9 protein-coding genes are annotated in these 11,484 nt (G+C 59.2%); 3 read left to right on the forward strand and 6 right to left on the reverse strand.

The genetic code is table 11. From position 1 onward, the window contains the following. Positions 1–27: 27 nt before the first annotated feature. Positions 28–2,805 carry an autotransporter outer membrane beta-barrel domain-containing protein gene (locus AB8W27_RS16040; RefSeq protein ID WP_041923254.1) on the reverse strand — a complete coding sequence of 926 codons (2,778 nt, stop codon included), beginning with the start codon at positions 2,803–2,805 and terminating at the stop codon, positions 28–30. 399 nt (positions 2,806–3,204) lie between these two features. Here AB8W27_RS16040 and AB8W27_RS16045 point away from each other — a divergent pair, with 399 nt between their 5' ends. From AB8W27_RS16045 to AB8W27_RS16055, 3 genes are all read left to right on the forward strand, one after another. Then, positions 3,205–3,702, forward strand: coding sequence for a CinA family protein (locus AB8W27_RS16045; RefSeq protein WP_041923253.1), 498 nt, complete (start codon positions 3,205–3,207; stop codon positions 3,700–3,702). A 147-nt stretch (positions 3,703–3,849) separates the two neighbouring features. Next, the gene (hemB, locus tag AB8W27_RS16050) at positions 3,850–4,827 is read left to right on the forward strand and encodes a porphobilinogen synthase (protein ID WP_012815483.1); all 978 of its coding nucleotides are present in this window, start codon (positions 3,850–3,852) and stop codon (positions 4,825–4,827) included. Between the two features lie 137 nt (positions 4,828–4,964). Next, positions 4,965–6,683, forward strand: a complete 1,719-nt coding sequence (locus AB8W27_RS16055; RefSeq protein WP_041923252.1) for a lysophospholipid acyltransferase family protein — start codon at positions 4,965–4,967, stop codon at positions 6,681–6,683. Between the two features lie 491 nt (positions 6,684–7,174). Here AB8W27_RS16055 and asr read toward each other — a convergent pair whose 3' ends face one another. The 5 genes from asr to tauA all read right to left on the reverse strand — a co-directional run bounded on the left by asr (position 7,175) and on the right by tauA (position 11,146). Beyond that, a complete protein-coding gene (asr, locus tag AB8W27_RS16060; RefSeq protein WP_071820266.1) occupies positions 7,175–7,564 on the reverse strand; it encodes an acid resistance repetitive basic protein Asr in 390 nt (129 codons plus the stop codon). Between the two features lie 156 nt (positions 7,565–7,720). Continuing rightward, complete coding sequence (gene tauD / locus AB8W27_RS16065; protein WP_012815480.1) at positions 7,721–8,572, reverse strand: taurine dioxygenase; 852 nt, start codon at positions 8,570–8,572, stop codon at positions 7,721–7,723. After that, positions 8,569–9,396, reverse strand: coding sequence for a taurine ABC transporter permease TauC (gene tauC, locus AB8W27_RS16070; RefSeq protein ID WP_041923251.1), 828 nt, complete (start codon positions 9,394–9,396; stop codon positions 8,569–8,571). The genes tauD and tauC overlap by 4 nt, the downstream gene beginning before the upstream one ends. Further along, a complete protein-coding gene (gene tauB, locus AB8W27_RS16075; protein ID WP_012815478.1) occupies positions 9,380–10,159 on the reverse strand; it encodes a taurine ABC transporter ATP-binding subunit in 780 nt (259 codons plus the stop codon). The genes tauC and tauB overlap by 17 nt, the downstream gene beginning before the upstream one ends. A gap of 9 nt (positions 10,160–10,168) precedes the next feature. Further along, the gene (gene tauA / locus AB8W27_RS16080) at positions 10,169–11,146 is read right to left on the reverse strand and encodes a taurine ABC transporter substrate-binding protein (protein ID WP_012815477.1); all 978 of its coding nucleotides are present in this window, start codon (positions 11,144–11,146) and stop codon (positions 10,169–10,171) included. Positions 11,147–11,484: the final 338 nt, after the last annotated feature.

The raw sequence follows: 11,484 nt of genomic DNA on the forward strand, positions 1-11,484 counted from the left end.
GGCAGCTTTTGACGCTAACTGACGAGATTACCAGGTATATTTGACGCCGACGTTGGCGGCCCAGTCCTGATCCACATCGCCGCCGCCCAGGTAGTTCGCATCGGCATAGGCGCTGAAGTTTTTCGTGAAGCTGAACTTACCGCCAAGCCCTGCGCGCACCGCGGAGCCTTCCACGCCGTTATCGATATTGTCGCCGTTCACGTCGGCGTCATTACCGTTTGCGTCGTCATAGACGTAAGCGAGTTTCGCGTATGGCGTGAAGGCCTGATCGTTACCGTAATTGAACGTGTAACCGAGATCCGCCCCCAGCTCATAGCGCAGGCTGTCATACGACTGGCTGTTGACGCGCATGTCGTTGCTCAGCTGATAGCCGTCGCCATCCTGGAACAGCCCGGAAATACTGGCGTACGGCGTCAGGTAGCCCTGCTGATTAAACTGCCAGTCATAGCCCAGTTTCAGGCCAAAGCCCCAGGCGTCAGAGGACGCATCGCCGGACACCGCCTGGCCGTTGCTCATTACCGCACTCAGGTCATTGCTGTAATGGCTGTAGCTCAGGCTGGAATCGAGGAACACGTTATTCGCGAATTGCGCGGAAGAGTACAGACGCGCGGACTGGCTGTCCTGATCGACGCTGCCGGTACGATCGTCCATATCGCCTTTCGCAAAGCCTGCCGCCGCGCCGATCAACCATTTCGCGTGATTACCTTCCACTTGTTTATCAATACCGACCATCAGGCCGCTCACATCCTGGTCATAGCTCAGTTCGCCGGTATCGCCGTTAAAGTTGCCGCCGAAGTACGTCACCCACGCGCCGCCGGTATCCGCCGGGGTATGGCGTCCCTGCGCGAGGCGTGTGCTCAGCACATCCTGCTCCAGATTCCAGATATTGGTATTGGCGGAAGGAATACTCAGCGCCATATTGGCGTAGTCGGTCAGCTCGCGCTGTTTCAGCACCACGGCGTCGCCCTGCTGCTGCGCCTCATAGGTGTACGCGCCCAGATCCGCTTTGTTGGCGGCGGTAAAGCGCGCCGAGGTGGCGTCGTTATCGTCATACACGCGCAGCACTTCGTTGCCGTTATAGTCCGCGACCGCGCCCGCGCCGGTGGCGTTATCGATACGCACCCGATAATTGCCCGCCACATCGCCGTTCACCGCCAGATGGCCATCTGAATTCAGCGCAATAACGCCTTCGTCATAATCCGGCTGATTCGGATCGTTGGTGACGTAGCGCGCGTTATTCAGGGAAGCGTCCAGCACATAGTCGCGGCTCGCCACATTCAGCACGCCGTCGTCGGTCAGCACGACATTATCGGCATCCACCTGGCCGAGCCCAAGGTTGAGCTGCGCGCCGTTATCGATGGTCAGCGTGTTGGCGTACAGCGACGCGGTCTCTTCCGTGAGCGTCGCCTGGCTGCCGCTGTCCAGCGTCAGTGAATTCGTCGCCACCGCGCCATCGTCGCCGATATTAAGGGTCGAAGCATTGGTCAGCGTGATGGAATCCGCCAGCAGCGATGAGCTTTCGACATTCACCTGCGAATAATTATCGACCGCCAGCGCGTCGATGTTCGAGGCTTTGCGGGTATCCCACTCGGAGCCGTTTTGCAGCGTCACGTTGAAAATACCGCTCTGGTAAACCTCATTCCCCGTCACGTGGCCCGCTTCGTTAAACGCGGTGTCGCTGTCTTCGATGCCAAAGGTAGAGCCAGGCCAGAGGCTGTTCGGCTGATAGTCATACAGCTCGGCGGTCGCTTCCACGTTAGAAATCGCCGCCCCCACCCATTTGCTGCCGTTAGTGAGCGTCACGTCCAGGCGGTCGGTATTATCCCAGCCGTTGGAATCCAGCGTGCCGTCGCCGTTCACGTCATAAGCGTCAACGTGCGTGGTCACCGGGTTGCCGTTTTCATCAAGCGTGGTGCGGTCATAACCGCCGAAGTTTTCATCGAAGGTACTTTCGAAATAGATGTCGCCGTTAATCGTTGACCGATCGAAAGCGGCCGTCGTCTGCATCGCGTTATCCGCATCCGGACTGGCGACCACGGCCAGCGCGATATCGTCAGCGGTAATGGCGTTGTCGTAATCGCTGGCTTTACCGGTGTGGCCATAAAAACCGTCGGTGCCTTCATCCGTCCATGAGCCGGAGCTCAAAACAGAATCTTTTACCACAATGCTGTTATTAAAAATCTCGCTGCTATTTGCGCCGCCAGGAGAGGTGACGTCCTGATTATCTTCCCACTCATACCCCTGCGTCAGAGTAATACCTGCGACATGGGAATTATTCTGGATAACCAAATCGGTTTCCTGATCGAGTGTAATAGCGGTGCCAAGGTTAAAAATATCCTGAGACGCTGTCGTTTTATCGTCGGCGTTATAATAGGTGTAGTGTTCAAAATCATCGTCGATGGTGGAATTATCGACAGTTAATGCGAGACGATTATAGCGATAATCCCCGGTGCGATTATCGCAGTTGTCGGTCATGCATGCAGAGGTGATCATCCCGTGAATGGTGCTGTCTTTAATGGTCAACGCGTTGCGGTTAGCATTATTGCTGGTGCCATCATCGAGATACCAGGTGGAAATAACGCCATCGACATGCGCGCCGGAAATTTGCGGATAAATATTGCCGTTATAATAATCAGCGCCATAATCGTAACCGACATAGCCCTGATACATAATGCCGCCGTCATAATAAAACGTGTCGTAGCTTTTGCCTGAAATATCCGTGGCAGCGGAGGCCTGAGAAGCGATAGCCATCGTGCAGGCCACGGCTAATTGTGAGACTACAAGTTTCTTTTTCCAGGAGTGCATTTATCATCCCTCCTCAGGGACGTCACAAAGTTGGTCCATCAAATGGTGTGCCGTAATACAAGCGTGATGTATTAACGACAAAATTATGCACGCTGAAAAATTAAAGGTTCAATTCTTCTTTACGGATTGTACGGTTCCACACTCGCTTATTCTTTAAGAATAAAACCTGGTTTTTCCTCATCGCCCTTTGCGCTCTCGCATGGTCTTCCGAAGGCCTTTTTAAGCGCCAGAAAATGATTATCTATTTAAATATCCCGCCATGGAATTATTGGCTTAAAAAATAAAATAGCCACCACTTATAAAAAGAGCGCGCCGCTGCGTTACCGGTACTTTTCTCATTACCTGCGTAATACTCATCTATAATGTGAATATCTTAATGGCATGGAGAATGTGAATCGAATGAACGAAAAACTTCAGCACGCCGCGAAACAGGCCGGTATCTGGCTTAATCAGCACAAGCTACGTCTGGCGACCGCGGAATCCTGCACCGGCGGGCTTGTGACCTACTCCCTGTGCGCCACCGAAGATACCACTGCGTTTTATTCGAGCGGTTTTATCACTTACACCAATGAAGCCAAGCAGCGCATGCTGGGCGTAAAAGAAGAGACGCTGCGCCTGTATACCGCCGTCAGCGAGCAGACGGTCCATGAAATGGCCGCCGGCGCCCGCGAGCGCTCGGGCGAAGATGTCAGCCTCGCGGTGAGTGGTTATGCCGGGCCATCCGGCGGCGAAGACGGCACGCCGCCGGGCACCGTGTGGTTTGGCTGGGGCATGCCTGGCGAGGAAACCGTAGCGGAAAAACGTCACTTCAACGGCGATCCGAAAACCGTTATCGATCAGGCGGCGGTCTTCGCGCTGGAGCGCCTGATTGAGCTGCTCCAGGAACGCGTTTCATAGCGCGCGCGTCAGGGTCTGCCCGCGCAAACTCCCCGGCAGGCCTTGCCCCTTGCGGCGACGCGTGATTTAGCGCCCACAATCGTCAAACATCCCTGTCTGTTTCGGGTTAAAATAAAGCCTGTCTCATTTCTCTGATAAGAAGCAATTATGGCCGATTTTTCATTGAGTTCCCGCCCGCGCCGCCTGCGTCAGAACGCCTCGCTGCGCGCCATGTTTGAAGAAACCTCGTTAAGCCGCAACGATCTGGTGCTGCCGATTTTCGTTGAGGAAGAGCTGGACGACTACAAACCGATCGCCGCGATGCCGGGCGTGATGCGTATTCCGGAGAAATACCTCGCTCGTGAAATTGAGCGTATTGCGAAAGCGGGCATCCGCTCCGTAATGACCTTTGGTATTTCGCACCACACCGACGAGTGCGGCAGCGACACCTGGAATGAAAACGGTCTGGTGGCGCGCATGTCGCGTATCGCCAAAGACGCCGTGCCGGAAATGGTCGTGATGTCTGACACCTGTTTTTGCGAATACACCAGCCACGGCCACTGCGGCGTGCTGTGCGAACACGGCGTGGATAACGACGCGACGCTGGTAAACCTGGGCCGTCAGGCTGTGGTTGCCGCCGCCGCGGGCGCAGACTTTATCGCGCCCTCCGCCGCGATGGACGGCCAGGTGAAAGCCATTCGCCAGGCGCTGGACGCCGCGGGCTTCACGGACACCGCGATTTTCTCTTACTCCACCAAATTCGCGTCATCGTTCTACGGCCCGTTCCGCGAAGCCGCGGGCACCGCGCTGAAAGGCGACCGCAAAACCTATCAGATGAGTCCGATGAATCGCCGCGAGGCCATCCGCGAATCGCTGCTGGATGAAGCCGAAGGCGCGGACGCGCTGATGGTCAAACCGGCGGGCGCTTATCTCGATATCCTGCGCGACGTGCGCGAGCGCACCAGTCTGCCGCTGGGCGCCTACCAGGTGAGCGGCGAATACGCGATGATCAAATTCGCCGCCCAGGCGGGCGCGATTGACGAAGAGAAAGTGATCCTCGAAAGCCTCGGCGCCATCAAGCGCGCGGGCGCGGATCTTATCTTCAGCTACTTCGCGCTCGATCTGGCCGAGAAAAACATTCTCTGACCTGTCGCGGCGGGCGTTCTGTCCGCCGCGTATTCTTCTCCTCAACACGCTGTGACCGTTCCTTCACGCCCCTGACATGCGGCCGTCATCTTCCGGGTCTATCACTGTTCGCAGACGGTTCCCGAGGAGACACAACCGTGTTCAGCATCGATAACGTTCTTGACGATCTCTACCCGCAGAAAACCCCCGCCCCCTGGCTTAAAAAAACGCTCAAACGCCTGCTGTATGAACAAGAGTTTCAGGAATTCGCCGCCCGGCATCGCCATCTCAAAGGGCTCGATATGGTCGAGCAGGTGCTGGAACATCTTGATATTCGCTGCGATCTTCCGGCCCGGTCGCTTGAGCAGATCCCGGATAACGGCCCGCTGGTTGTCGTCGCCAACCACCCGACCGGCACCGCCGACGGGCTGGCGCTGCTCTACGCCATCTCCCGCGTGCGGCGCGACGTGCGCGTGGTGGCGAACCGAATGCTGAGCCATCTGGAGCCGCTGTCGTCGCTCTTTATCGCCGTGGATAACATCGGCAACCGCAGCCGCAAAAGCGCCATTAAAGCGATGGAAGCGCATCTTGAGCGCGGCGGCGCGCTGATTTTCTTTCCGTCCGGCGAAGTATCGCGCCCCAGCCTTGACGGCATTCAGGACGGCATCTGGAACGCCGGTTTCGTGAAGCTCGCGAGCCGCTACCGCGCGCCGGTGTTGCCGGTACATATCGCCGGGCGCAACAGTCTCGCGTTCTATGGCGCGGCGCTGGTCGCCCCGCCGCTCGCCATGCTGATGCTTATTCGCGAGATGTTTCGCAAACGCGGCACGACGCTGCCGGTCAATATCGGCGAGCGAATTGCGTGGAGCGCCTGGCATGACGCGGGCGCGCACCCGCGCGACACGGCGGCGCGTTTTCGCCTGCACGTGTCGCGTCTCGGCAAAGGGCAGCCGGGCTGCTTTAAAACCGAATGCGCCATCGCGCGCCCTGAAGACCGGGCCGTGCTGCGCCGGGCGCTGGCCCAGGCGGAGACGCTTGGCGAGACACCGGACGGCAAAACGATTTATCTGTGGCGACGCAACGGCATGGAAGAAGCCCCGGTGCTGCGCGAGCTGGGGCGGCTTCGCGAAATCGCCTTTCGCGCCGTCGGCGAAGGCAGCGGCAAACGGCGCGACACCGACGCCTATGATGACGATTACTGGCATCTGGTGCTCTGGGACGACGCGGCCCTGGAGATCGTCGGCGCGTACCGGTTTATCCCGACCGCGCCCCAGGTGGCGCAGCGCGGGCCGCAGGGGCTTTACAGCTACAGCCTGTTTCACTATGACGATCGGATGGAAGCTATCTTAAGCCAGGGAATAGAGCTTGGCCGCAGCTTTATCCAGCCGCAGTACTGGGGACGTCGCGGGCTCGATTATTTATGGTCAGGCATCGGCGCGTATCTGGCGCGCTACCCGCAATACCGTTATCTCTTCGGGCCGGTGTCGATATCCGGCGGCCTGCCGCCGGCCGCGCGGGATCTGCTGGTGGCGTTCTACCGGCTCTGGTTCCCGGCGCAGCATCCGCTCGCCGCCTCGCGCCGCCCCTACCCGGTGTCGCTGCCGGAGGCGCTGGCGCAGTTTGGCGGCGAAAGTTATCAGGAAGATTTAACGCGGCTGAAGTCGCTGCTGGGGAATCTGGGGTGCGGTATTCCGCCGCTTTACAAGCAATATTCAGAGCTGTGCGAGCCCGGCGGCGTGCAGTTTATCGATTTCGGCAGCGATCCGGCGTTTAACGATTGTGTGGACGGGCTGGTGTTAGTGGATTTAACGCGTCTTAAAGCGTCACGTCGGGAGCGGTATATCGGCGCGTCTGCGTCCTCGGTTGAATCGCCATAATCTGTGTTGTTGGCGGGTGCGCTTCGCTTACCCGCCCTACAAATTATGTTTCGCCCGTAGGGTAGGTAAGCGAAGCGCACCCACCATTTTTTCCGCGCGGGCGTTAATCGGTTGGTAAAGTGGATGGTTTTGCTCCGGCTAAAAAAAATCGGCCCCTCAGGGCCGATTTCCGCCGGGAGCCGGGATTGCAAAGGGGGCGGCGGCGAGCCCCCTTTGCACGTTCGCGTGAGCAAAGCGCCCATATGAAGGCGAATTTATAGCGAACGGAACCTATTCACCGCCCTGGTATATATTCCCTCATACCGACGCTCTTTCTGAACGAGATCGAGAAACCCCGAACGGCGGGTGCGCTTTGCTTACCCGCCTACAACCAGAACAATGCTCCTCGTAGGGTGGGTAAGCGAAGCCGCACCCACCAGTCAGCCTGAACGCCAGCCATAAAAAAACACCCGGCAAGCCGGGTGTTTTAATTACTGGGGGAATCGTACAACTTATGCAGCAGGCTGGGCAGCCGGTTTAGCAGCGTCATGTTTCACTGCTTTTTTGTGGTGCTTTTTCGCAGCCTGAGCTTTCTGCTCTACAGCCGGTTTCTGAGCTTCAGCTTTTTTGTGGTGCTTTTTAGCAGCCTGGGCTTTCTGCTCAGCAGCCGGTTTCTGCTCAGCGGCTTTCTTGTGGTGTTTTTTCGCAGCCTGAGCTTTCTGCTCAACAGCTTTTTTATGCGATTTTTTGTGATGCGTTTTAGCCGCAGGCGCTTTAGCCGGCGCAGCAGTGGTGGTGGTTGCAGCAGCAGCCGGAGCCGGTGCGGCGGTGTTATCAGCAGCAAACGCTGCAGCAGACAGACCCATAGTGGCGGCAACAACCAGCGCTAATACTTTTTTCATCTCTATACCCTCGAATTGGCTTTTAGTTACCCCGCGTCGGGGCTCTGGAAATCACTATAGAGAACCCATGCCGCCGCTTCAGTGAGTGATTGGTATCGGCGTGTAACCGAATGTACAAGCGCTGTGCAAAAGAAAGGGCGCCGTAGCGCCCGCAGGTTAACCGGCCCGGTAAAAGGGCTTATCGCCGAGGATCGTCGCGCGGTGCATCACGCGCCGGGCGGGGAGATAATCGGCGTTGGCATAGTGTTGCGTCACACGGTTATCCCACAGCGCCACGTCGTTTTCCTGCCAGCGCCAGCGCACCTGAAACTCCGGCTTTGTAATGTGCGCGAAAAGAAAACTCAGCAGCGCATCGCTCTCTTTGGGCGACACATCCACAATGCGCGTCGTAAAGCCTTCGTTCACAAACAGCGCCTGTTTGCCGCTCACCGGGTGCGTGCGCACCACCGGGTGCAGCAGGGGTGGGTTTTTCTCCACCGCCGTAAGCCAGCGCTGATGCTCTTCCTCCGTTTTTGTATGCTTCCACTCCGGGAACGACTTACGAAAATCGTGCTCGGCGCGCAGGCCGCTTAATAGTTGCTGAAAGGGCGCGGAGAGCGCCTCAAAAGCCGCGATGCCGCTCGTCCAGAGCGTATCGCCGCCGGTGGGCGGCAGCGCTTTGGCCGCCAGGATCGCGCCCGCAGGCGGCGTGTCGATAAACGTCACGTCGGTGTGCCAGTTATCGTTATCCGGCGGGTTATCGTTATGGGTATCCAGCACGATAATCTCTTCTACCCCTTCCGCATGCGGGTAAACCGGGTGGATATGGAGATCGCCAAAGCGCATCGCCAGCGCCCGTTGCTGTTGCGGGGTAATCGGCTGGTCGCGCACGAATAATACCTGGTGGCGGATGAGCGCGTGATACAGCTGCTCGAACTGGCTGTCGCTCAGCGGTCGCGCCAGGTTGATATCGGAGACCAGGGCGCCGATATACGGCCCCAGCGGCGTGATGGTTATGCGTTCGCTCATTGCGTTTCTCCATGCCAGGGCGTCAGACGGCGCGTCAGCGCGCGCAGCCCCAGTTCTAAAATAAAAGCCACCAGGGCTATCACCGCGATGCCCGCCAGCACGACGTCTGTCGCCAGAAACTCACCGGCGGACTGCACCATAAACCCAAGCCCGCGCGTGGCGGCGATAAGCTCGGCGGCGACCAGCGTCGACCAGCCAACCCCAAGCCCGATGCGCAGGCCGGTTAAAATCTCCGGCAGCGCGCCGGGCAAAATCACATACCACAGCAACTGCCAGCGGCTCGCGCCTAAGGATTGCGCGGCGCGAATGCGCACCTGTTGCGCGCTTTTTACGCCCGCGAGCGCCGACATCGCCACCGGGGCGAAAATCGCCAGATAGATCAGCAACACTTTGGAGGTCTCGCCGATGCCGAACCAGATAACCATCAGCGGCAGATAGGCGAGCGGCGGAATGGGCCGGTATAGCTCAATCAGCGGATCGAGAATGGCGCGCAGCGTCGGGTTCAGCCCCATGGCGATGCCTACCGGAATACCGATAAGCGCCGCGGCCAGCAGCGCAGTCAGCATCCGGCCAAGACTCGCGCCAAGATGCGCCCAGAGCGTGGCGTCCATAAAGCCCTGCGGCCCGGCAATCGTCAGGAGCTGGCGCAGCACCTGTTGCGGCGCGGGCAGAAACAGCGGGCTTACCAGGTGCAGCGCCGTCGCCGCCCACCAGAGCGCCAGCAGCGCGCCGAGCGTGGCGAGGCTTATCGTCACCGGACGCGCGACCACGCGGCGGCGACGCACCGGCGCACGCGCCGCGTTATCGTTAATCAGTACGCTCATGGACGCTCTCCCGTAGTTCAAAGACCCGGTTCAGGACATATTCGCGACGGGCGATAAACGCCGGATCGGATTTGATCGCGCGCGCCGGTTCGCCCGCGACAAACCGCCTCGCGAAATCAAGGCTCAGCCGCTCCTGCACGCGCCCCGGCCCCGGCGACAGCAGCACGAGATCGGTCGCCATAAACACGGCTTCTTCGATGTCATGCGTAATCAGCAGGACTTTTTTGCCGCTCCCCGCCCACAGGCGCAGCAGCAGCGTCTGCATCTGCTCGCGCGTAAAGGCGTCCAGCGCGCCGAAGGGCTCATCCAGCAGCAGCAGTTGCGGGTCGGCGGCCAGCGCGCGGGCGATGCCGACGCGCTGCCGCTGCCCGCCGGAAAGCTGCCAGATAAACCGGTTTTCCGCGCCCTCAAGCCCCACTTTCGCGAGCATCTGCCGCGCCCGGGCGCGGCGTGCTTCACGCCCGACGCCCTGCAACTGCAACCCAAACGCGACGTTATCGAGCACGCTGCGCCACGGCAGCAGCCCTTCATGCTGAAACACCACGCCGCGGTCGGCGCCCGGCCCGGTCACGGCCCGGCCGTCGAGCGTAATGCTGCCGGTTTCCACCGGTAAAAACCCGGCGATGAGATTCAGCAGCGTGGTTTTGCCGCAGCCGGACGGGCCGAGCACCACCAGCAGCTCGCCGTCATTGAGCGTCAGGCTGATATCAGCAAGCGCGGGCTTGCCGTCGAAACGGGCGTGAAGGTGAGAAACCTGTAGCATCGCGCCCCCTTACGGCTGAACCAGCGGCTTCACAAAGCGATCGGTGACGAACGCGCGGTAATCCTGCCCGGCCTGCGCCACTTTGCCCTGCGCTTTTAAAAACGCGGCGGTATCGACAATCGCCTGATTCACCGGCCCGTTAAGCTGCTCCACCTGCTGGCTGGCGGTAAGGTAGGTATTGCCCTTCACCAGCCCCGGCACATCGGCCTGCGGCACGCCGCTTAAGCGTGCGAGCTTCTCCAGATAATCCGGCTGCTTCAGCCAGCCGTCGGGATCGTCGAGATAACGCCGCTGGGCCGCCAGCGCGCTGCGGGCAAACGCGGTCACCACGTCGGGGTGTTTTTCGGCGAAATCTTTACGCACCACCCACACATCCAGCGTCGGCGAACCCCATTTCCCTACTTGCGAGGAGTCGGTCAGTACGGTGCCCTCTTTTTCCAGCGCGTTAACGGCTGGCGCCCAGACGTAGGCGCCGTCGATATCGCCCCGCTGCCAGGCGGCGATAATGGCGGGCGGCTGAAGGTTAACGATGCTCAGTTGATCCGGGCGGATACCCCAGTGTTTCAGGGCCGCCAGCAGGCTGTAGTGCGTGGTGGAGATAAACGGCACCGCGATGCGTTTACCGATAAGATCCTGCGGCGTGCGAATCGATTTTTTCACGACCAGCGCCTCGGAGTTGCCGAGCTGTGAGGCGAGCAGGAAGACTTCGATGGGGACATTCTGGCTTGCCGCGACGGCCAGCGGGCTGGAGCCGATATTGCCTATCTGCACGTCGCCCGAGGCGAGCGCGCGCACCACGCTGGCGCCGCTGTCGAATTTACGCCAGTCCACCGTGGCGCCGCTCTCTTTGGCAAAGGTGTTATCCGCCTGCGCCACTTTGGCGGGTTCGGCGGAAGTCTGGTACGCGACGGTGACGTCTACCGCCTGCGCCTGAAATGCCCACAGCGCCAGCGCGCCGATGAGCGTAATACGCGATGTGATTGCCATACTGTCTGCCCCTGTAGTCTCTTGTTATAGAGGCAGTATTTCCGGCGCGGGACGTCAGATAAAGGAATAAAAAAGCATCGTTAATGCCGAATCGTTTTTAGAAAAAAACCGGCAATCGATAGTTAATTTTTTGCGTTATATGGGATGGCGGGTGCGCTGCGCTTACCCGCCCTACAGCGCAGGAAACGCCAGGGGAAAGGGGGGTTGCTCCGGCTAAAAAAAATCGGCCCATCAGGGCCGATTTCCGCCGGGAGCCGGGATTGCAAAGGGGGCGGCGGCGAGCCCCCTTTGCACGTTCGCGTGAGAGAAAAACACAGAGGGAAATGACGTGATGGCAA

This window comes from Cronobacter turicensis (genome assembly GCF_041222865.1).
Lineage (GTDB): Bacteria > Pseudomonadota > Gammaproteobacteria > Enterobacterales > Enterobacteriaceae > Cronobacter > Cronobacter turicensis.

What these genes read in the sequence shown, in the direction of transcription:
- asr (WP_071820266.1), bottom strand. Translation starts at nt 7,564, where the DNA reads ATGAAAAAAGTATTAGCGCTGGTTGTTGCCGCCACTATGGGTCTGTCT.
- tauB (WP_012815478.1), bottom strand. Translation starts at nt 10,159, where the DNA reads ATGCTACAGGTTTCTCACCTTCACGCCCGTTTCGACGGCAAGCCCGCG.
- tauC (WP_041923251.1), bottom strand. Translation starts at nt 9,396, where the DNA reads ATGAGCGTACTGATTAACGATAACGCGGCGCGTGCGCCGGTGCGTCGC.
- hemB (WP_012815483.1), top strand. Translation starts at nt 3,850, where the DNA reads ATGGCCGATTTTTCATTGAGTTCCCGCCCGCGCCGCCTGCGTCAGAAC.
- tauD (WP_012815480.1), bottom strand. Translation starts at nt 8,572, where the DNA reads ATGAGCGAACGCATAACCATCACGCCGCTGGGGCCGTATATCGGCGCC.
- AB8W27_RS16045 (WP_041923253.1), top strand. Translation starts at nt 3,205, where the DNA reads ATGAACGAAAAACTTCAGCACGCCGCGAAACAGGCCGGTATCTGGCTT.
- tauA (WP_012815477.1), bottom strand. Translation starts at nt 11,146, where the DNA reads ATGGCAATCACATCGCGTATTACGCTCATCGGCGCGCTGGCGCTGTGG.
- AB8W27_RS16040 (WP_041923254.1), bottom strand. Translation starts at nt 2,805, where the DNA reads ATGCACTCCTGGAAAAAGAAACTTGTAGTCTCACAATTAGCCGTGGCC.